At 68.6% G+C, this 22,070-nt stretch carries 16 protein-coding genes; 6 read left to right on the top strand and 10 right to left on the bottom strand.

All coding sequences use genetic code 11. The annotated features are described in order from the left end of the window. Nucleotides 1-275 precede the first annotated feature (275 nt). The 8 genes from LAO51_01305 to LAO51_01270 all read right to left on the bottom strand — a co-directional run bounded on the left by LAO51_01305 (nt 276) and on the right by LAO51_01270 (nt 11,502). Nucleotides 276-989 (bottom strand): response regulator transcription factor, encoded by a 714-nt coding sequence (locus LAO51_01305; GenBank protein MBZ5637373.1) that lies wholly within the window; start codon nt 987-989, stop codon nt 276-278. Further along, a complete protein-coding gene (locus LAO51_01300) occupies nt 986-2,752 on the bottom strand; it encodes a hypothetical protein (GenBank protein MBZ5637372.1) in 1,767 nt (588 codons plus the stop codon). Before LAO51_01300 ends, LAO51_01305 begins: the two co-directional genes overlap by 4 nt. Before the next feature lie 183 nt (nt 2,753-2,935). Continuing rightward, a complete protein-coding gene (locus LAO51_01295; protein MBZ5637371.1) occupies nt 2,936-6,283 on the bottom strand; it encodes a serine protease in 3,348 nt (1,115 codons plus the stop codon). 250 nt (nt 6,284-6,533) lie between these two features. Next, nucleotides 6,534-7,340: a tetratricopeptide repeat protein gene (locus tag LAO51_01290; GenBank protein MBZ5637370.1), complete on the bottom strand. Its 807-nt coding sequence runs from the start codon at nt 7,338-7,340 to the stop codon at nt 6,534-6,536. A gap of 110 nt (nt 7,341-7,450) precedes the next feature. Continuing rightward, on the bottom strand, nt 7,451-9,022 hold the full coding sequence (locus tag LAO51_01285) for a PQQ-dependent sugar dehydrogenase (protein MBZ5637369.1): 1,572 nt from the start codon (nt 9,020-9,022) through the stop codon (nt 7,451-7,453). Nucleotides 9,023-9,127: 105 nt separating this feature from the next. Beyond that, nucleotides 9,128-9,958 carry an arsenite methyltransferase gene (gene arsM, locus LAO51_01280; GenBank protein MBZ5637368.1) on the bottom strand — a complete coding sequence of 277 codons (831 nt, stop codon included), beginning with the start codon at nt 9,956-9,958 and terminating at the stop codon, nt 9,128-9,130. Between the two features lie 27 nt (nt 9,959-9,985). Further along, entirely contained in the window at nt 9,986-11,122 is a 1,137-nt protein-coding gene (gene arsB / locus LAO51_01275; protein MBZ5637367.1) for an ACR3 family arsenite efflux transporter, read from the bottom strand. Continuing rightward, nucleotides 11,119-11,502, bottom strand: a complete 384-nt coding sequence (locus LAO51_01270; protein ID MBZ5637366.1) for a metalloregulator ArsR/SmtB family transcription factor — start codon at nt 11,500-11,502, stop codon at nt 11,119-11,121. The genes arsB and LAO51_01270 overlap by 4 nt, the downstream gene beginning before the upstream one ends. A gap of 291 nt (nt 11,503-11,793) precedes the next feature. Here LAO51_01270 and LAO51_01265 point away from each other — a divergent pair, with 291 nt between their 5' ends. Next, on the top strand, nt 11,794-13,695 hold the full coding sequence (locus LAO51_01265; protein ID MBZ5637365.1) for an AAA family ATPase: 1,902 nt from the start codon (nt 11,794-11,796) through the stop codon (nt 13,693-13,695). Continuing rightward, entirely contained in the window at nt 13,692-14,381 is a 690-nt protein-coding gene (locus tag LAO51_01260; GenBank protein MBZ5637364.1) for a hypothetical protein, read from the top strand. Before LAO51_01265 ends, LAO51_01260 begins: the two co-directional genes overlap by 4 nt. Nucleotides 14,382-14,454: 73 nt before the next feature. Here the strand turns inward: LAO51_01260 and LAO51_01255 are convergent, their stop codons facing one another. After that, nucleotides 14,455-14,724, bottom strand: coding sequence for a hypothetical protein (locus LAO51_01255; GenBank protein ID MBZ5637363.1), 270 nt, complete (start codon nt 14,722-14,724; stop codon nt 14,455-14,457). Nucleotides 14,725-14,951: 227 nt separating this feature from the next. Next, nucleotides 14,952-15,659 carry a LuxR C-terminal-related transcriptional regulator gene (locus tag LAO51_01250; GenBank protein ID MBZ5637362.1) on the bottom strand — a complete coding sequence of 236 codons (708 nt, stop codon included), beginning with the start codon at nt 15,657-15,659 and terminating at the stop codon, nt 14,952-14,954. 418 nt (nt 15,660-16,077) lie between these two features. On the opposite strand from LAO51_01250, the gene LAO51_01245 reads away from it, so the two are divergent. From LAO51_01245 to LAO51_01230, 4 genes are all read left to right on the top strand, one after another. Then, entirely contained in the window at nt 16,078-17,919 is a 1,842-nt protein-coding gene (locus tag LAO51_01245; protein ID MBZ5637361.1) for a sigma 54-interacting transcriptional regulator, read from the top strand. A 170-nt stretch (nt 17,920-18,089) separates the two neighbouring features. Continuing rightward, complete coding sequence (locus tag LAO51_01240; protein ID MBZ5637360.1) at nt 18,090-18,275, top strand: hypothetical protein; 186 nt, start codon at nt 18,090-18,092, stop codon at nt 18,273-18,275. 599 nt (nt 18,276-18,874) lie between these two features. After that, entirely contained in the window at nt 18,875-20,467 is a 1,593-nt protein-coding gene (locus LAO51_01235; GenBank protein ID MBZ5637359.1) for a multicopper oxidase domain-containing protein, read from the top strand. A 21-nt stretch (nt 20,468-20,488) separates the two neighbouring features. Then, on the top strand, nt 20,489-22,069 hold the full coding sequence (locus LAO51_01230; protein MBZ5637358.1) for a multicopper oxidase family protein: 1,581 nt from the start codon (nt 20,489-20,491) through the stop codon (nt 22,067-22,069). The last annotated feature ends 1 nt before the right edge of the window (nt 22,070 follow it).

Raw genomic sequence — 22,070 nt, 5'->3', positions numbered from 1 at the left:
CGCTCGAGCCGCATCAGCGCGTGGCGCCTCGTTGGAAATCGTCCGAGGAGCTTTTCCCGAGTCATCCAGGACCGTGGCCGACATGGTTTACAGCGGTCGCGACTACGGCGCAATCGGCGCATCGGTCAAAATCTTCGCGCACTATGCGACCCGTCGCGATGGGACACAAGTGCCACTCGACATCGGACACGTTCGATCCTGTTTACATCGCGCGAGGAGCAAACTCGCCGCGTCCAAGTCGAGGACGCGCCGGGTTCTTCTGTCGATTGTTCTTGTCAGACGGTGCGGGGAGGCTGGACCAGCTTGTGCCGGTAGGCGTAGAGGAGGAGCTGTAGCCGATCGTGCACTTCGAGCTTGGCGAAGATCGACGTCAGGTGATGGCGCACGGTGGTCTCGCTGATGCAGAGCTGTCCGGCGATCCGCCGGTTGCTCAGGCCGTCGCCGAGAAGCACGATCACTTCCTTCTCCCGGGGGCTCAGGGAGGCGATCTTCACGACCTCGGGGTCGCTCCTCGCCATTTCGGTCGCGTGCGACAGCTCCGCGAGCACGCTCGCGGTCGTCGCGCGGTCGAGCCAGACCTCGCCGGCCCGGACCTTGTGCACGGCTTTGAGGAGCACGTCGGGAGCGGCCTCCTTCTCGACGATCCCCACCGCCCCGAGATGAACGGCGCGGCGCTGGACCAGCACGTCCCGCAGGCCGGTCAGGATGAGGATCCTGGCGGCGGGGGCCGCCGTTCGGAGATCTCCGATCAGGTCGAGGCCGCTTTCGGCGCCCAGATCGAGGTCGAGCAGGACGATGTCCGGCTGGCCGCTCTCGGCGATACGGAGCGCGCCGGCGCGGTCCTGAGCCTCGCCCACGACCTCGAACGCCGGATCGCTCTCGAGGAGCATCCTCAGCCCGTGACGGACGAGGGCGTGATCGTCCACGAGGAGGATCCGGACCGGCGGGGCCGAGGTCGGCATCAGGGTTTCGGAGTCTTGAGGCGTCACAGCGGTATCTCCACGCTCACGATCGCACCTCCGTCTTCCCTGCCGGTGACGCCGACGCAGCCGCCGAGCGCTTCGGCGCGCTCTGCGATCGAGCGCGGCCTGAAGGGAGCGAACGGCGTTCCGGCGGCGCCCTCGTTCTCGATGCTCAGGGCGAGGAATCCCCCCTTGCAGGCCATGCGGACGGTAGCACGGGAGGCACCGCTGTGCCTCCTCACGTTGCTCAGCCCTTCCGCGATCATCTGGAACGCCTCCCCTGCGATCCGATCGTCGACGGGGATGTCGCTCTCCGACATCACTTCCACCAGGATTCCCGTCGCCTCGGAGTACTTGGCCGCGAAGCGCGTGACCGCCGGCACCAAGCCCTCGCCCGAGCCCCCTCCCCATCGGAGCGTGGATACCTGGTGGCGGAGATCGTCGATGCCGTGGGCGGTCATCTCGAGGAGGCGCTCGACCTCGTCCCTCACGTCCGGGCCTTGCGACAGGATCTTCTGGCGCAACCCCGCCAGCCCGATGCGCAGCCCGACGTACGGCTGGATCACGCTGTCGTGGATGTCGCGGGCGATTCGCTTCCGCTCTTCCTCGGACGCGCTGGCGGCGAGGCGATCGGCGAGCCGGATGTTCTCGATGACGGGCAGGGCGTGATCGACCACCTGAACGAGGAACGCCACGTCCGATTCGTCGAACGAGCGCGTCGCGTCGAAGGCGAGCCAGAGCCATCCCCGACCCCGATTGGGAAGGACGAACGGCACGCCCAGGAACGAGTCGGCCTCGAGGACGGCCGCCAGGAGCTCGCAGGCCGCCTGGCCGTCCCACGCCTGCGGCGTCTTGGAAACGCGGCGTCCCCCCTCGGAAACGGCGACGGGCCAGGTCTTCACCCGGTCGGGCTTCGCGAACTCGACCGCGAGATCGTCGGGAAACCTCAGTAGCCGTGTGGCGAAATCCTCGGGGACCGAGTCCGCCTGCACCGCCCCCTCGGGCTGCCCGCGACGGACGTGGCGCAGCTCGTGGAGCCCCGTCGTGGCATCGCGCGTGATGAGCGCGCAGCCGCCGGCGTCGTACAACCGCATCACGCGGTGGATCAGGACGCCGACCGTCCGGTCGATTCCGAAGCGCGCGTTGGAAACGGTGCCGACGTCCTTGAGGAACTGGAGGCGCGTTCGGAGCTTGACCTCGAAGCCCCCCCGCGAAGCCATCATGTAGCCCAGGGCCAGAAGGAACGCGGGGCGGATCAAGAAGCGCTGGCGCTCGAATTCGGGTTCCGGCGGCGCCGTCGCGTAGCCGAGGACGGTGAAGAGCACGGTGGAGACCAAGGTCACCCGCATTCCCGAGGCGAACCCCCATCGAAATGAAGCGACCAGGATCGGGAAGAAGAAGCCGTAGAAGAAGATCGTGTTGCCTCCGCCGCTGAGCGCGACGATGGCCGAGTACCACGCCACGTCGATCCAGTGCTCCCACTCGACGAGCACCGGGCCGGCGCGACCTCGCGCGACCTGGATCACGTAAACGGCCGCGCCGAACATCGTGTACGCCACCAGCATCGCGTAGGTGAGCCGGAGCCCGTAGCGATGCTCGGGGGGTACGAGCGCGACGACCAGGAGCCCCGCCGCCGCGAGAAACAGCCGCATGCCCGCGATCAGCCGGTAGTCCGAAGGCTGGGCGACCCCTTGTGCGCTCTCGGCGAGCAAGCCCTCGAAACGATGGAAGGCGCTCCTTTCGGGCGCGGAGTCCACCGTATGGATCGGGGAGGTCCCGGGCTCGCTCACCTTCGAGCTCCTCGCGGCACACCTGCCCACACCCGGTACGCGCCGGGCGGCCGATTCCCGACGGTGTCTCGTATACGGTGGTGCCGGTCGAGTGTCAAGCGAAGTCCTTCATTCGTCAGGCCTTTCCACCCCCGAGCCTCTCCTGCGCCCGCGGGCCGACGCGGCCCGCCGAGCCGCGGATCGTCAGGGGCAAGACCCGAGATTCTCGCGCGCCGAGTCGCCGCACTGGCCCGAGGGCGCCGTGCCCCCCTCGGGACCGCCGGAGCCGTCGACACCCCAGGTCCCTTCCGTGCCGCTGCCGTCGGTCGCCACGATGGTGAACCACAGATCGCCCGCGGGAACGCCGTTCCAAATCGCTCCGCCCGCCGTTCCCAGCGCACACGCCGCTCCGTCCACGCCGTAGGTCGGGAGATGGGCCAGCGATCCGTACAGCGCCTTGTAATTCGCGGCCACGCACGTCGCGACGTCCCAGGACAGCTCGATGGACGTGCCGTCTGGCTCCGCGCGGCCGGCCCGCATGGGTAGCCCGAAGCTCCCGTCGGGGACCGGGGGAGGAGGGCCGGCGGGGATCGCGCACGGGTTCGTCTGACAGCTTCCCGGCGCCGAGGTGGTCACCTTGACGTTGTCCACCTCCCAGTACCACTCGTAGCTGGCCTGGTAGTAATGGAAGCGGATCTGCGCGTCCGGCGCCCCCGCCGCCTGGGCCGTGAGGTCGAGGACCCGGTGATCCGGGTTCGCCGTGGAGGCGCCCTGACGGCGGTAGACGTTGACCCAGGTCTCGCCGGTCAGGCTCGAGCCGACGTCCACGTCGCCGATCTCGCTCTGGCCGCTGCCGTACCATCTGAAGTACTGGTCGAACTCGAGCGTCACCGACGAGGCCGCCGAGAGGTCGAGCACCGGGGTGATCAGCTGCTCGTCCTGCGTCGCCTCCGGACCGGCCCCGGCACTGTCCACGACGGCCGCCGGCGCCAGAATGGGCGCCGTGAAGATCCTGGAACCCGGGTTGGCGGTCGTCCACGTGGCGGCCGCGCCGCCGCCCGAGCCCCCGTCGTCGACAGCCCAGGTGGCCGGGATCCCGGAGGCAAAGGACTCGTCGAGGGCGGTCCCGGCCGCGGCGAGCGCCCTGCCGACGTGCTCAGCGGTCGAGCCGATCCACGTCCCCTCGTTGGTGCGGATCGTCGCGTCGAAGGACACCGCTTCTCCGCAGCCCAAGCCGGGACGGAGCTTCGCGGTGAACTGCGGGGCCAGCGAGTCCGCGGTGGCGCCCGCCGCGAGATCGGGGTAGGCCGCCACCGCGTCGATCACCGCCACCCCGGGGGTGGTCGGCACGAGGGTCGCGGTGATCCCCGTGAGGGGCGTCGTCCCGTCGTCCTCGATCCTGACGCTGAACTGCACCTGCTCCCCCGCATCCCAGTTCCCGTCGGCGTCTCCCGCGCCTCCCGAGTCGCAGGCGTCGTGCACCGGTTCGATGCCGACGACGCTCGCGTGAGGCCCGCACGGGGACGCGGGAAGGGTGCTCCTTTCGGTCGTGAACGTGTAGAAGGCACCGGAGGCGTCGTCGTAGGCCTGGTTGCCGGTTCCGTCCGACGACTCGACCCAGTAGTAGAACGTCGTGCACTCCGAGAGCCCGGCGAGGGTCACGCCGTGCGATGCGACCAGGGCGACGATCGACGACGTGGAGGTCCCCGGCGGGGCGGCGCCGTAGTGCACCACGCTGGTCGACGCTTCGTCCGTCCTCCAGGTGATCGTCGCGGCGCTCTCGGTCACGCCGGTCGCCAGAACTTCCGAGATCCGGGGAGGCGCGCAGTCGGCCATCGCCGTCGCCGTCCTCGGCACGCCCGTGTGTCCCAGCCCGTCGTCCGCGTCGACGTACGTGACGGTGATCGTGTCCCCGTCGGCCACGGAAACTTGTCCGTCGCCGTGTGCCGCGGCGACCGCAGCCAGGGGGAACGTGCCCTGGAACTCCCCCGAGCCCTCCGCGACGGCGCCGAGCGTCACGGTCTCGGGAGCCGGCTCGGTGGTTGACGAAAGGGAAACCTCCTGGGTCGGCTGGCCGGCGAGATTGTCGTCGCGCAGGTGGATCCCTACCGAGTCCATGCAAGCGTATCGGCTCCGGTTGAGCGAGACCGACCCCGCGGGCTGGAAGTAGCAGGAGGCCCCGTCGAGGCCCTCCCAGACGATGGCGCCCGTGCCCAGGGGATCGAGCCAGTCGGACAGCCGCGTGCCGGCGGTGCCGCCTCCTCCCCACGAGGCGGAGACCTTCCCGTACTCGTCGTATGTCAGGCTGGAGCACGAGGCCGTGCCGCCGTGGAGCTGCCCCACGATGCGGTGGTTCTGGTCGAGGAGCGGCGCGCCCGAGGAGCCGGGCTCCGTCGTGCCTTCTTCGTACTGCCCGATGCGCCAATGGGTGGCCCCCCACTGCAACCCGTCGGTCGGCGGGTCGGCGTCGTGGCTGATCTTCTTGACGTCGCCCGACGGGTGATGGATCACCCACGTCGTGGCGGCGGGACCGGGATCGCGGCTCCACCCGTTGAGGTAGAAGCCGAACGTTGCCGGCGGGAGGGCGCTCATCTCGAGGAGCGTGAAATCGCTCGAGGCGTCGTCCCCACGGACTGTCGCGCCCGAGATCATCTGCGTGGTCGGCGCGCCGGGATCGCCGGCGCCGCAGGCCTGTCGCTCGAAGTTGAAGCCGAACGCGGTGCCCGATCCTGCGGAGCAATGAGCCGCGGTCAGGACGTAGGGCCTGCAGTCGTTCGCGGTGTCGTTGATCAGCGACCCGGTGCAGAAACCCGAGCCTCCCGAAAGGAGGATCACGACGCCGCGCTTCTCGTTCTGCCAGTCCGCGCCGAGGGGACAGGCGACGTCGACATTGCACGGTCCCGAGTCGCCGAGCGAGCGCGCGCTCGCCTGCCACGCCGCCCGGCCGATCGTGCCGAACGGCTTGTAACCGTGGGACACCGTTCCAAGGTGGATCCGGGGATCCTCGAGGCGAAGCTTCGCCGGCCAGAAGATCTCGACGACCAGCTCGTCGCCATCAACGGGAACGGACCACAGATCCCCGCGGTCGCGGACGTCCGCGGTGGTGAAGGGACCGAGGACCGTCGATCCCTTCGGTTCGTAGATCCAGAGCCGCGCGCCGTCCTGCAGCCGGAACGTGTCGAAGCCGAGCACGATCCACAGCGCCCCGTCGCTCCGGACGCGCAGCCGCCACAGGCGATCCCCGCAGTCGAGCTCCTCCCAGGTCCCGCTCTTCGTGGTCTCGAGATCCGCGGGCATCGGGAAACCGACCCGGTACGGGAGGTCCGAACGTCCCGCGTTCAAGGCGTCCTCCGCGAGAAGCCCGTCCACGTTCACCTTGGGAGCGGTCCACGCGGCGACCCGGTCGAGGGGGACGATCCCTTGGGACCCGAAGGAGACCGGCTCGACGCCCTTGGCGATTGCAGGGGCGCAAGCTGTCCAGCCCACGATGACGAGCATGGCCGCCGTGGCACGGATCCGACCGCGGTCGGTCGACGCCGGGATGATGAACATGCCTCCCCCGGGCTCGCTCGCAGCGGCGCTTTGTATCGATCGCCGAGTCAGGCCGAGTCCCCGGGGGCAGCGGACTCCGTCGCCGTCGACCGGAGCGCGCCGCGAACGCCTCGGCCCGGTGTCCGGACCCGCGAGGAGGCCACCTAGAAACGTACGCTCAATGAGCGCCGTCGCAAGGCGAGGGCCGGCCGGCCGGGGATCGCCCGGGCTCGGATTCGCGCCGAGGAGAGAGTCGGGGCCGGGCCGTTACTCACTTGGCGGCGGCCGGCGTCTCGAGCGGGAGATCGCCCGCGATCGGCGCGACGCCGGCCTTGGACGCGGCTTTTTGGAGGTCGGACTTGAACTGCGGGTTCACCTTGAACCCGAGCTTCTCGGCACGCGCCAGGCTCTCGATGGCGTCCTTGAGCCGGCCGAGCTTCCAGTAACCCAAGGCAAGATTGTTGAACGCCGGGGCGAAGTCGGGGCTCTTCTCCGCGCACGACGTCCACTCGGCCACCGCCTCCTCGACCCGGCCCAGCTGGAAAAGCGCGGTCCCGGTATAGAAGAACGCCTCGCCGGGCACGCCGGCCGCGCGCTCGCCGTCGGGGGTCGGCACCTTCTCGGAGTTCTGGATCGCCGTGTCGGTCTTGAGGTCCTGCATGCGGGCGAAGCCCCCGCTGGCCTTGACTCGGCCCCGGTTGGCCTGCGTCTGTTCGAGATCCTCGACCCCCTGCCGCCGGGCGAGATCCGCCGCGGCCGCTTGGTCCTGCCTTAGCTTCGCGAGCGCCGCGTATCCGTCTTTCGCCTTCTGGTAGCTGGCCAGCGCGTCGTCGAATCGCTTCTCTTTCATCAGGATGTGGCCGAGACCGAGAAGTGCTTCGGGGTGGAACGGAACCAGCTCGAGCGCCTTCTCGTACTGCTTGCGCGCTCCGACCAGGTCGCCCGCATCGAACGATTTCCGGCCGGCCTGGATCTTCTGTTCGGAGCCGAGAAGTCTGCGAGCGTCGATTTCGGCGGAGGCGGACAGCGTCGCGAGGAGGACGGGCAACACGACGACCGCCAACGTGCCTAGTCTCACGTGCGACCCCCGGGAGGAACGACGCCGCCAGTCTACCAGAGTGGTGAGGCGGATTCCACGCGCGCGCGGTCCCGTCGGGGCCCGCGTTCCGGGCCGCTCGGGTCCCACGATCACGGGCACGCCGCCTGGGATAGCGTCCTCGGCGTTCCGTCGGTGCGGGTCCCGGGGCTGCTCTCCTCGGAAGCCGCGTCGAGAGCGGTGACCAGGTAGGCGAAGATCCCGCCGGACGCGGGCGACGCCGGATCGCCACCCGTCCAGACCGTGGACGGTCCCGTGTGAACGCACGCGAACGTGCCGGTCCCGCGATCCGAGGCACGGTACACGCGGTACTGGGCGATCGGCCGTGAGGAGGTGGCCTCGAGATCCTCCCACGAGAACGCGGCCCTCGAGAGCAGGAACGGCGCGGCCTGCACGCCCGACACCTCGAGGTTCGGGAGCGCCGGAACGATCTTGAAGATCTCCCCGTCCCGGTCCACGACGAAGATCTCTCCGCGTCCGTCCTCGCCGAACGAGGTGACGAGGTCGATCGCGACGCCGCCGCCGGGGGCGAGATCCGCGGTCCGGTCCCGGATGTTCGTCGCCACGCCGCCGACCATGGTCATCGACTCGATGAATCCCGCGCAGTAATCGGCGAAGAAGTACGTCCCCGCGAGACCCGGCATCCGGCAGCCGCGGTAGACGTAGCCGCCGGTAATGGCGCAGCCGCCGGTCGAGGCGTGGTCGTACCAGGTCACCGGACCGACGTAACCCGCGATCGAGCAACTCCCCTGGCTGCCGCAGGATGCATTCGGGCAGGAGGTTCCTTCGTAGATGTCCCACCCGTAGTTCTCTCCGCCGGCACTGCTCGCGGGCCGCCAGTCGATCTCCTCCCAGGTGGCTTCGCCGACGTCGCCGATGTAGAGGTCGGAGTTCAGCCGGTCGAACGACCAGCGCCAGGGGTTGCGCAGCCCCCGGGCCCAGATCTCGTCGTTGACCCCATCGGGGCCGACGAACGGGTTGTTGGAAGGTGTCGAGTAGGGAAGGGTGCGAACGTCGATCCGCAGCAGCTTCCCGAGGTTCGACCCGCCGTTCTGCGCGTTACCGGTGGGATCGCAGCCGCCGCCGCCGTCCCCCGTCCCGATGTAGAGGTCTCCGTCGGCCGGGGAGAACGCGATCATCCCCCCGTTGTGGTTGGCCGCGCCGGGGTGGGCGAACGAGATCACCACCTGGCGGGTCGCCGGGTCGGCGACGTTCGGGTTCGCCGCGGATCGCGTGTACGCCTCGACGACGTTGTTCGCTCCGGTGGAGTCGGTGTGGTAGATGAAGAACCGTCCGTTCGTCGAGTAGGCCGGATCGAACGCCAGCCCCAGCAGCCCCTGCTCGTTCCCGCCGCCGTTTCCGGGCGACAGCGTGATCCCGCTCACGTCCAGGAACGGGGTCGGTAGGACCAGTCCGCCCGAGACGATCCTGATGCGGCCGGTTTGCTCGACCACGAACACGCGGTCCACGTCGCCGGGCGGCGCGGTGACGAGAAGGGGCAGGTTGAATCCCGACGCGAACAGGACCGTGGTCAGCGGTGTCGCGGAGACCTGCGAGATCCCGTCGCAGAGGGCCGCGATTGCGGGCGTGCGGAACGCCAGGCCGATCGCGACGGCGAGCAGCAGGACGGCAGACCGGCGGACTGGGGTCGAATCGTCCCTCACGGTGAGCCTCCTCGGATAATTAGGGAGTATTTGAGTCTAGAATCAAGATCTTGGACCGGCAACCGGGGTGCGCCCCGCCCTCGCCGGCCGGACCGCCCCGGCCCGCTACCGCCGCACCGCCCGGTAGGTGACCGACCGGATCTTCCCGGCGAGATCCTCGATGCCCAGCCCGCCCTCGCGCATCCGGCGCAGAAGGTCGTCCGGCATCGCGTCCTCTCCGAGCGCCGCGAGGTAGTCCACGTCCTTGAGCATCTCCGCCGGGCGGAAGCCCGCGGCTTCGATGGCGGCGAAGTAGGGCTCGCGCCGCATCGCCCCCGCGATGCAGCCGACGTAGGCCTCAACGTCCTCCTTCACGACGGGAGGAAGATCCCCGTCGAGGATGATGTCGGAGACCACCAACCGTCCCCCCGGCCGCAGCACCCGGGCGGCCTCGCGGAACACGACGGACTTGTCGGGCGCCAGGTTGATCACGCAGTTGCTCGTGACCGCGTCGACGCTCGCCGATTCCACCGGGAGCGCCTCGAGCCGGCCCTCGCGGAATTCGACCTCCGAGACCCCCGCCTTCGCGGCGTTCGCCCGGGCGCGCTCCAGCATCTCCGGCGTCATGTCGACGCCGATCACCCTGCCGGTCGGCCCGACCTCGCGTGCCGCCAGGAACGCGTCGAACCCGGCGCCGGATCCCAGGTCCACGACCGTCTCCCCGGCCTCGAGCTCGAGGAAGCCCACGGGGGCGCCGCAACCGAGCCCGAGGTTGGCGCCGTCCGGGACGATGCCGAGGGCCCGGTCGTCGTAGCCGATGCGCCTGGCGACGCTCTCGGGTGTTCCGCCCTCGGCGGTGGTTCCGCAGGAGCAGCCGCAGTCGCCCAGCTCGGCAATGCGCGCGTAGCGCTCGCGGACCTTGGTCACGATGCCTTCCTTGTCGCCCGTCTCAGCCATGGGATCTCCTCCCCTTCTCGGACGCGCTCACCTCGGCTCGCCGAGAGCCGAGGCGACCGCGCTCGCCGGAATCGCCGCGCCAGAGAAAGTCGGGTCGCCGGCGAAGAACCTTCGTCCGAGCCACAGAGCCACGTTGACCAAGCCGATGAGCGCCGGCACCTCGACGAGGGGGCCGATGACCGCGGCGAACGCCGCGCCGTGGTCGATGCCGAACGTCGCGATCGCCACGGCGATCGCCAGCTCGAAGTTGTTCGAGGCTGCGGTGAAGCTCAGGGTCGTCGCCTGTCCGTACGTCGCGCCCACCTTCTTGCTCATGAAGAACGAGACGGAGAACATCACCACGAAGTAGATGAGGAGCGGGATCGCGATCCGCACCACGTCCAGCGGGAGCTGCACGATGGTCTCGCCCTTGAGCGAGAACATCACGACGATGGTGAAGAGCAGGGCGACCAGGGTGATCGGGCTGATCTTCGGAATGAACCTCTCGTGGTACCACCTCTTGTCCTTCACCCGGATGAGCGTGAATCGCGTGATCACGCCGGCGAGAAACGGGATGCCGAGATAGACGAAGACGCTCTTGGCGATCTCCGCGATGGTGACGTGGACCTTGACCCCCGCGAGGCCGAACCAGGTCGGAAGCACCGTGATGAAGAGGTAGGCGTAGACCGAGTAGAAGAGGACCTGGAAGACGGAGTTGAACGCGACGAGTCCCGCGCAGTACTCGGTGTCTCCCCTGGCCAGGTCGTTCCAGACGATGACCATCGCGATACAGCGGGCGAGCCCGATCATGATCAACCCGACCATGTATTCCGGCTTGTCGCGCAGGAAGAGCACGGCCAGGGCGAACATCAGGATCGGGCCCACGACCCAGTTCTGGACCAGGGTGAGCGCGAGAACCTTGAGGTTCCGGAAGACCGGCCCCATCTCCTCGTACCGGACCTTGGCCAGCGGCGGGTACATCATGAGGACGAGACCGAGGGCGATGGGGATCGAGGTGGTGCCGACGCTGAACCGGTTCAGGAACGGCACGATGCCCGGGAAGGCGTATCCGGCGCCCACGCCGACGGCCATGGCGACGAAGATCCAGACGGTGAGGTACCGGTCGAGGAACGAGAGGCGGCGGGAGACACCGGACGTTCCGCGAGCGCCGGGCCCGCCCTTCATCGCGAGGCCTTGGGCGTCCGGTTCGGACCGAGCGCACAGATCTCGACCGGCGCGGTTTCGAGGACCTTCCTGAGCCGCCGGCGATCCTCGAGGATCCCGCGGTCGCGGAGGACGGCGCCGCGGAGGAGGGACAGGACGCCCGTCGCGCTCGGGTTCGCGGGGGACGGCGCGAGCCGATAGTGGATCCACCTCCCCTCCCGACGGTCCTCGACGAGCCCCGCCGACTTCAGGAGCGAAAGGTGCTTCGAGACCGTCGACGGCGCGAGCCTCAGCACCGCCTGGATCTGGCAGACGCACAGCTCGCGGTCCTCGAGCATCTTCAGGATGCGGGTTCGGGTCGGGTCGGAGGCCGCCTTGAGCGCCGCTTCCAGCTGTCGCATCGCTCGCTCCTACATTTCGTCAGATGGCGAAGTATAGTGAAGCGCTCGCCGGTCCGTCAAGGGGGGGGCCGCGGAACCGGGGCCGCCGCCTGGCGCGGGGCCTCGCTCATCGCCGCGAGGGCGCGCCGCAGGACGAGAAGGGGACATTACGTTGCCGCCGGGTGACGCTCCGCGTCGCCGCCGGGGTCGCGGGCCCCCCCGCTCGCCACGGGCGAACGGGCCGGTCGGCCGAACTCGCGCTTGGCACGGATCTTGGTTCAACCCCGGGGGACCTTTCGTCAGGAGGCCGCCATGGGACACGATCCGGGGATGCCCTCGCTTGGACGGATCGAGCCGTTCGACTCGGACAGCCTGGACGCGCGGCTCCGGGAGGTCGCGACGCGGCTCTTTCCCGGCCGGATCGTGGACGACCTGGAGGTGCGCCATCTCATCCGGGTGATCACCGAATGCTCGCTCCTGCTCACCGACGTCTACTCGGACGAGAGGATCGAGCGCGTCATGCACCCGGACCGGGGACTCCTCGTCAGCCTGATCCGCCGCCTCATCGAGCAGGAGCGGCTGGGCCACGGCGAGGTGCTGTACCGGGTCCGGCGCCTGCCGGACGACGTTCGGGTCATCGGCGACAAGGCGCTCTTCGACTTGGGCCTGCTCGGGCTCCGGCAGGTGAAGGGGTACGACCTCGAGACGCTGGGCGCGAGGGCCTACCGGATGGCGGGGGAGGCGCTGGAGCTACTCTCCGAGGACCGGCGGCTTCGCGAGTTCTTCAAGCAAAACCGGCTCTTGATGCTTCCGCTGGAGGAGGAGGTGGTCTTCCTCCGGCAGTGCTCGGAGCGCTTCCAGGTCTACGAGAGCATCCTCAAGCGCATGCAGGCGCCGGGCGAGGTCGGGGAGACGGGCAGGCCGGACGACCTCCGTACGAGGGTGCCGCTGATGGCGGCCGCCGCGGACGTCCTCTCGCGGGAGGAGGCGGCCCTCGAGGCGCCCGCCGCGAACTCCGCCCGCGCTGCGGGCGATCCCTACCTCGATGCCGCTCGCGCCGAGGGCGGCGCCGGCACCCTGATGTCCCGGGACGAGCTGATCTCGGCGTACGAGCGGATCGTCCTCTTCTCCTCGGTGGACATGGACCGGCTGAGGGAGGCCCTCCGCGCCGTCGTGGTGGACCAGGACGAGGCCATCGAGGCGCTGTGCGACGAGTTCAGCCTCTTCGCCGCGGGGACGCGCGATCTTCGCAAGCCCCCCGCCTACTTCCTCGTGGGGCCGACGGGGGTCGGCAAGAACCACCTGGTGGAGAGCCTCTGCCGCCTCCTCGAGGGGGTTTGGCAGGTCGAGGTCCCGACCCTCGCCATCGAGGGGCCGAGCTACACCTACCCTTCCGACATCAACGAGCTCCGGGGAGCGACGCGCGGCTTCATCCGCTCCGACGAGGAGGGACTCCTGACGTCCTTCCACGAGCGGTCCTCGAAGGCCCCGCTCAGCGTCATCCTGGTCGACGAGGTGGAGAAGGCGCACGTCCAGCTCCGAACGTTCTTCCTCTCGATCCTGGACCGCGGGACGACGACCGACAACCGGGGCAAGGTCCTGAACTTCGCCAACACGATGATCTTCTTCACTTCGAACCTGGGGTACAGCGACGCGCAGCAGCGCTCCGCCCCCATCGGCTACCTGGACGAGGACGCCCGCACGTCCTCCTCCGACCGGGACGTCCGTGCCGGACTCCGCCGCGCACTGACCCCGGAGTTCATGAACCGGGTCCGGATGATCCACTTCAACCGCCTGAGCCAGAGGAGCGCCGAGCGGATCCTGGACCTCGAGTTCCTGAGGATCGCGCGCCGGTACCGCGAGATCCACGGCCTCGACCTCGAGGTGGACGCCAGCGCGCGCGTGGAGCTGATCCGGCGGGGCTTCTCGCCCGTCTTCGGAGCGCGGCATCTCAAGACGGTCCTCGAGTCCGTTTGCAACGTCGAGGTGGCCAAGAAGATCCGGCGCGACAGCCGGCCCGTCTCCCAGGACCTCGGCGCCGAGGTCGGCCGGATCCGCGAGCTCCGGTCCGGCGGCCGCGCCTTCGACCCGGAGGAGATGAAGCGCCGGGTTCTCGAGCTCGCGCGGGCGCGCCTCGATTACGCCGCGATCCGCATCGCGTTCGGCCCTCGAGGGTTCGAGTACCTCCCGGTGCCGGGACGGCAGGCGCCGTGAGCGGTGCCGTCTCCCTCCTCGAGACGGTGCAGGCCCTGCTCGAGCGCACCTACCGGATGCGAACCGGGCTCTCTGAGGTGGGGCGGTTCGTGATCGGCGACGAGGGGTATCGCCGCCTCTACCGCGACCTCGAGATCGTGACCACCGCCGGTACCGCGCCGGGCGAGAAGATCGGCGCGAGAACCCTCGTGCGCGAGACCCCGGAGGGGATCCGCGCCTGCATCTACTACCCCGACGACCTCATCCGCTGCCTCGAGTCCCACCCGCCTCAGCGAGGGCTTCGCGAGGCGAACGTCGACGCGTTCGCCGCCCTGGTGGAGGAGCTCGACCACCTGCTGTGCATCGCGGAGCGGGCCCGGGACGACCGCCCGCTGACGCTGCTGGAGCTCGAGCTGCACGCGAACGTGAGCAAGCACCTGGTGCTGGCGCGGTTCCTGTCGGCGCCGGGGAGGCCCCTCGACGAGCGGCGCCGCGTCTGGCTCAGCTACCAGCTGTTCCACAAGGGGACGTTCCGGGACGAGGACGTGGACGCCCGGGCGAGGTACCGGGACGCGGCACGTTTCGCGCTGCGACTCCTCGAGACGCTGATGAGGCTCCCGCCCGCAGGGAGGATCGAGATCCTGAGGCGCTTTCACGCGGCGACCGCTTCGGCCAAGCTGGAGCTGATCCTGGGGCTGGCGGCGTGAGGTCAGAGGGCACGCTGCGGGGCGTGGGAGCTCGGGCGGCAGCTCCCACGCCTCCGCGGGACGAATCCAGCACCTAGTTCGGGCAGATCACGTCGAGGCAGTAGATCCTCTCGCACTTCACGTACTTCGTGATCACGCCCCAGCTGATGACCTCTCCGCAGCAGCCGGTCCCGCGCGCGCCGACCACGGTCTTGTACGTCGCGCTGCTGTAGTAGACGGAGACACCGGAACAGAACAGGGCGTCGGCCGTGGGCAGGCTCGCGACGTAGATCCCCACCCCGATGACGAGCACGACGACGGCGAGCAGGAGCTTCACGTTCCAAAGGGTACGAAATCGCTTCATCGTTCCCCCCCTTCCCTACGCGGGGCCTCGACGGGGATGCCCGGGCCCCGGATGCCGCCGGCTTCGCCTCCCGTGCCGCCCGACTCGGGAACGAGGCGCGGCAGGTCCACTTTACGGAAGCGAGTATAAGCGGGTCCGAGAAAGGCTGTCGAGCGGGACGGCCTGGACGGATCTTCCACAGCGCCCGCATCGCGCAGGCGCGATCCTGATCGCGGACATCCATCCGGCTACCTCGAAGGGCCTTCCGCGGCCACCCGCCGCGCCCTGTCGCCCGGCGCTGCGCGCAGGACGAGCGCGATCGCCTCGAGCTTGCTGTGCACCCTCAGCTTCCTGAGGAGGGCTCGAATGTGGTTGCGGACGGTCGCCGTGCTGACGTTGAGCGCCTGCGCGGACTCCTTCGCGCCCTTCCCCTCCATCATCAGCCGCAAGACGTCCACCTCGCGGCTCGTGAGCCGCCACCGGCGCGCCTCCGGCACCGCGGTCCCGGGGGCGGCAACCGGGGAGTGCCCGCTCCCGCCGATCGAGCCGCTCCGCCCCCGCTGTGTCGTGCCGATCCCGGCCGATTCGTCGCCGTCCACCTCGTGCCAATCCATCGGCCTGAGGAAATGCAGATGCAGTCCCTTCGGTCCCGAGGGCGTCAACGACACCGTGCAGAGAGACGCCTTGAGCCACGCCCCGGACGCCGTGGGAACATGGATGTACTGATGCCGGACGATCTCCCCGCGGGCGGCGAGGGGACCGACCACGCAGCTGCAGAAACGATTCCCGTACGTGTCCCGTGCCGGTACCAGGTCGTGCTGAACCCTGCCGATCGCCTGTCGGCTCGGCACACCGAGCAGCTCCTCGGCGGCCCGGTTCCAAGCGACGATCCTGCAATCGGAATTGCAGGCAAAGGCAGGATCACGACTGGAGCGAACCAACTCGTCGAATTTCATCAGCCTGCTCCCCGTCCAAGAACAACCGCCTGTCCTGCATTTTACTCTACAGCCGGAACATCCGATGCGCAAAACCTCTCGGACGTAGCGCGAGGGCGAACGGGTCCCCGAGAAGGTCATCATTCGGATGGTCGGTGCAAATGGATCATGACGTCTGAGTCATTTTGATCATTGCCAGTACGAGGGGCGCTCCCCCGATCGGCCCGGCGACTGCCAGGCCTGAAGCGCCGGATGCTCCCCTTCCGTGCCCGCGGAAAGCGTGACCGCGCCGCCCCTAGCTCATTTGAACGCGCGATTTGCCTCATTTGAGCAATAGCCACGCCCGCCGACGGTCCGTAATCTTTCTCGCATGGTCCCCCGAGACACCGCCCAAGGCGATTCTCGACCAGGAAGACACCGGCGGGAGGGAGGGCAGCGCATGGGCGCCGAGGCAGCGACCGAAGTGAAGGCGCAGGACCGGCTCGGGTGGCTCGACGCCGTCCTGCGCGGCATCGTCTACTCGGTGCTCACGTTCGACGGCGACGGATGCGTCACGTACATGAACGAGGCGGCGGCTGCGATCACAGGCTGGCCCGCGGAGCAAGCGCGGGGCAGGCACGTGACCGAGGTCCTGCGGGTCGAGGACCCGGTGCGGGGCGCGATCCTGTCCGATCCCGCCCTGTGGTCCTCCCAATTCGAAGGGGCCGAGCTGCGGGTGCTGCCGCGCCGCGGCGGCTCCGTCGCGGTGGAAGGCGTATGCAGGCCCGTCGAGGACGAGGGCGGAGCGTGGGGCGGCCACGTGTGCACCTTCCGGGACGTTTCGGCCCTCAGGACCGCCGAGGGCCGGGCCGCGACCGCACTGCGGGATCTGGAGTGCGCGAACGCCAATCTCGAGAGCAAGCGATTGCTCTTGCAGACCATGTTCCAATCCGTGCCCTGCGGGATCCTGATCGTCGATCGGGAGGGCCGGATCCGCGAGCTGAATCCTCATGTCGAGGAGCTGTTCGGCGTGAGGTCGGAGGAGGCCCTGGGGAGGCCCATGGGGGATGCTCTCGGGTGCACCCGATTGTCGAAGGGAGCGTGCGCGGATTGCCCGGCGGAGAACGCCGAGCGTTGCGGGCTCCGGTGCTTCGCGAACGACGCTTTCCGTTGCGGTACCGCCGTGCGGGCGGAGACGGCGTTCGAGGTCCTCTCGGGGGGCCGGCGCCGGACGCTCCGGTTGTCCGTCGGCGCATCCCTGGGGCGGCTCGGGGACGAGGAGCTGTGCTTCCTGCTCATCGAGGACCGGACGGAGGTCCACACCTTGCGGCGCGCTCTTAGGACCGAGGTCTCGTTCTCGGGAATCGTCGGACGCAACGCGAAGATGCAGGAGCTCTTCGAGACGATTCGCGAGGCGGCCGATTCCACCGCTCCCGTCATCGTGCAGGGGGAGAGCGGGACGGGAAAGGAGCTCGTCGCGACCGCGATTCACACGCACGGAGCCCGCGCCGCCGGACGCTTCGTGGCGGTGAACTGCGGAGCCCTGCCGGACACGCTTCTCGAGAGCGAGCTGTTCGGCTACGTGAAGGGCGCCTTCACCGGGGCGATCCGGGACCGGAAGGGCCGATTCGAGCTGGCCGACGGTGGGACGCTCTTCCTGGACGAGGTGGGCGAGCTGAGTCCGGCGATGCAGGTGAAGCTGCTCCGGGTGGTTCAGAACGGCACCTTCGAGCGGCTCGGGAGCGAGCGGACGATCACCGTCGACGTGCGGGTCGTCAGCGCCACCAACCGGGACCTGCAGCGGGAGGTGGCCGAGGGCCGGTTCCGCAGGGACCTCTTCTACCGCCTCTGCGTGGTGCCCATCACGGTGCCGCCGCTCCGGGAGAGGAGCGGCGACATCCCCCTCCTGGTGGACCACGTCCTGGCGCGCATGGCGGGGGCTCGCGGGTGCGATGCGCTCGAGATCTCTCCCGAGGCCCTGTCGCTCCTGATCGACCACGGCTGGCCGGGCAACGTGAGGGAGCTCGAGAACGTGCTGCAATTCGCGTTCGTGAAGTCGCGAGGGGAATGCGTGGGGCCCGAGCACCTGCCGGCGGCGCTCGCCAAGGCGAGGACCTCCGTTCTTCTCCAGCCGTCGAAGGCGAGGCGGCTCACCCCGGAATCCGTCGTGGAAGCCCTCAAGGAGACGCAGGGCAACCGGCTCCAGGCCGCCAAGCGCCTCGCGGTCTCGAGGGCCACGCTCTACCGTTTCCTCGCCGAACTCGCGGACACCGGCGTACGCGATACGACGCAGCCGGGCTGAACCGCCGCCTCGCGTCCCTCCCCCTGCGCGGACCCGCTCGGCGAACGAGAAGCACGAGGTGACGGGCCGTGCCTTCGATCGGGCGGACCCTCGTTGGCACCGACCTTGCTGATTCACGGCCGCGATGCGACCGGGGGATGACGCCCGCGGACGAGATGGACGGTGCCCAAATGACTCGAAGGCAGCTGCTGGACGAAGCGATGACCCTCAGCCACCAACTCCTCGCGCTGGCCGACCACGAGAATGGCGACGGCGACGCGGAGGAGTGCTTGATGCTCGAAGGCGTCCTGAGGGACAGCGCGTTCAAGATCCGCAAGGTCGCGGAGAGGCTGCGGCAGGAGCCGGAGATCCGGTAGCCGCGCCATTCTCCGGCTCGGGTCCGCCTGCTCGCCGCGATGCGCGTGGGGTCAGGATCGATGCGGTTTCCGGAGCCAAACGCTCCCCATCCCGACCCCCTTCCTGCCCCTCCTCAGGACCCACCGCGCGCTGTCTCGACTGTCGCACTTGTCGCATCCGCTCGGCCCGACAGTCCGAGACACCCCTTCCCGCCCGGCTCCGCCCCGCTCCGGAGGCCCGTGACCCGTCGAACGCAGCGGCGCGCGCCGTGAGGCGTTGAATAACGACGGTTCGGTCGGCGTACGTGCGCTCCACTTTCTGGTATTTGCCGGGTTTTCTCGAAGAAGACCCGTGCTCGCGACCCACTGTCTCGCGACCCCACGACCACAGCCCAAGCGTCGGGGTTCTTGGTCTCCGCGATCGATTCAACCCATTCATTCCGAACGGCTTGGCTCGACGCGCCACGGCGGAACGATCGCGTGGCACCGGAGTTGCTGAACGACCCCGCAGTCAGCGGCAGTTTGCCGTGAGGGGAGATCGCGAAATGACGGGCCATCGACAGACCACGGCCCAGAGGCGGGCGGGACAGGCGAAACGCCCCGCTCAGGAGGATGTCAGCATGGTTCATCGGAGAATCCACAACCTGTGGCTGCCGGTGCTGGTGATCGTGGCGACCACCGCGACGGCGTATGCGCAGTCGTTCAGAGTCCAGTGCCCGTTGACGACCACGCTTCACCCCACGGGTCTGGCGTCGGGACCCTACACGGGGCCGTCGACGATCAACGCGACGATCTACCAGAGCGACGGCAGCACGTTCACGATGCCGTACGTCTCCGACGGCGGCGCCATCAAGTGCCAGCAGATCTCCGGCGGCGACGGGTTCGCCACCATGGCGGATGGCACGCAGACCTATCTGTTCGCGTTCGGTCCCCTCTCGGGCCTGCAGGACATGCAGAACGGCCTGCCGGGAACGCAGCTCAACACCACGTTCAACACGATCGGCGACCCGAACGGCGCGGTGGGCCTGGTTCCCGATCCGGAGGCGGGCGGCGCGATCACGGGACACGTCGATCCCCGCCAGATCATGGACGTCGGGGTGATGAACGGGAACGAGCCGGCGCCGCTGATGGCGATCGACGAGGACGACGAGTATTTCCTGACGCTCACCAACGTCGGCCAGATCATGCGGCCGGACCTGTTCGAGCAGCACACGGTCCACTTCCACGGCTATCCCAACGCGTCGGCGTTCTACGACGGCGTTCCGGACGCGTCCGTGGCCATCAACATCGGCGGCAGCTTCACCTACTACTACCTGGCGCCGGAGGCCGGGACCTACTTCTGGCACTGCCACATCACGCCGCCGGAGCACCTGCAGATGGGCATGGTCGGGCAGATCTACGTGCGGCCGCGGCAGAACCGGGTGCCCACCTCCATGACGCTCTACAACGCGCTGCTGGCGCAGCAGAGCGACCTGCGAACCAGGTGCGGGGACGACATCCTCTGCCCGGCTCCACTGCCGGCGGGACAGGAGTCCTGCGGCGGAGCGACGCCGGCTGCAGACTGCCCGACCGGAGGCTTCGTCAACGGCACGGCCACGAAGCTCTTCGCGTACAACGACGGGGACGGATCGACCGGCTACGACGTGGAGTATCCCGTCCAGATCCACGGCTTCGACCCCAACTTCCACTTCGTCGGGATGACCTTCAATCCGGAGGGCTTCACGGACATGAAGGACAAGTACTTCCTGCTCAACGGGCGCAGCTACCCGGACACGGTCACCCCGGGAGCGATGCACACCCAGGTCACCGACGGCACGGAGCACTTCTCCCAGCCGCTGCCCACGAGGATCAACATCCCGTTCGGCGGGAAGGCGCTGCTCCGCATCTCGGATCTGGACGTCACGGAATATCAAACGCTGGCGTCGATCGGGATCCCGATGCACGTGGTCGCCCTCAACGCGCGCCTCCTCCGCGACCTGGCCGGGAACGACATGACGTACTACACCAACTCCATCACGATGGCGGGAGGCGAGTCCCTCGACGTGATCCTGGACGCCAGCGACACGACCCGGTTCACGGCCGACAGCACCTTCGCCCTGTTCACCCCGAACCTCGACCACCTGTCGAACGATGCCGAGAATTTCGGCGGGCTGATGACGGAGGTCCACATCTGCGGATCCACGGTGGACCCTGTCACCAAGGACTGCATCTAACGGAGCGCAGCCATGAATCGAATGAACGCCAATAAACTCATCGCGAACGTAGGCCTGCCTCCGGTGATGCTCATGGCGGCTCTGCTGCTCGCCGTCCCGGCGGGTGCCGCGACTCCTGGCATCACGGGCACGAGCTTCAGCTTGAGCGCGGAAGCCGCCTACATCAGCCAGCCCGACGGCCAGATGGTCTACTCGTGGGGCTACGGCTGCCTGAACGGGAGCTGGCCCAGCACCGGCTTCCTCCCGACGGCCGTCGGCGGCGCCAACTGCCCTTCCATGCAGCTCCCGGGTCCGACGCTGATCGTGCACGAAGGCGACCACGTGTCGGTGACCCTCACGAACCACCTGCCGGCAGCCGCGGGCAACACGTCGATCCTGTTCCCGGGGTTCGACGTGACGACCAGCGGCGGGATCGACGGCGTGCTGACCAAGGAGGCCGTTCACAACGGCACGGTCACGTACAGCTTCGACACGACGGGCAAGTTCGGCACTCGCACGTATTACAGCGGCACGCAGGGCGACCTGCAGATCGAGATGGGGCTCTACGGGGCCATCGTCGTCCTGCCGGCGAGCGTTCCGGCCGGGTGCAGGGCGCCCTCCTCGACGCTGCCCGACGGCCAGACGGACTACAGGCTGGCCGCCTCAGCGTACGACCACTCGGCCACGTGCTACGACCGGGAGTACCTCTTCCAGTTCTCGGAGATTGATCCGGCGATCCACCGGCAGGTCGAGGAGCAGAAGGACCTGTCGTGCAGCGCCAACGCCGGTTGTATGACCATTCGGACGGAGCTCTATCACCCCGCGTATTTCATGATCAACGGACGCTCCATGCCGGACGACATGGACCCGAACTACGCCGTCCAGTATCCCCACCAGCCCTATAACGGGGATCCCCACATGCACCCGGGCGAGCTGGTCCTCCTGCGCATCACGGGCCAGGGACGCTGGCAGCATCCGTTCCACGAGCACGGCAACCACGTCCGCCTCCTCGCTCGCGACGGAAACCTCATCCTGAGCGCGACGGACCCATCGAAGCTCGCCGGTCCCCTGCTCTTCACCACGACCACGACCCCGGGCCAGGCCATGGACGGCATCTTCTACTGGACCGGCAGGGGCTTGAACTGGGACGTCTACGGCCACGGCTTCGCAGGCGACACGAGCGATTGCTTCCCGGACGCGAACGGCTACTACACCCGTCTCCGCACGTCGCCGAGCATCCCGGACTCCGCGGCCGGAGAGCCGAACTACTACGAGTGGTGCGCGGACCACAACAAGCCGCTCGAGGGCAATCCCTTCGGCGCCGTGGGTAGCGGTGGCCCGGTGACGCTGCCCGATCCGAACATCCTCGCGAATGGACCCTGGTACGGCGGCAGCCCCTATCTGGGTCCGTTCAGCTCCGACGGGAGCAACCGAGCGGTGGGGCCGGTCGCCATACCTCCTTCGGGAACGGTGGCGAACGATCCCACGTCCGAGGCCGGCTTCGCCTACATGTGGCACTCCCACAACGAGCGCGAGATCACCACCAACAACGCGTTCCCCGGCGGAATGCTGATGATGATGTTGGTCGATCCGCAGGCATTCACCATCGACGAGTCGAAGTGAC

The organism is Terriglobia bacterium (assembly GCA_020073205.1).
Classification (GTDB): domain Bacteria; phylum Acidobacteriota; class Polarisedimenticolia; order Polarisedimenticolales; family JAIQFR01; genus JAIQFR01.
This window is presented reverse-complemented; position numbering and strand designations above follow the sequence as displayed.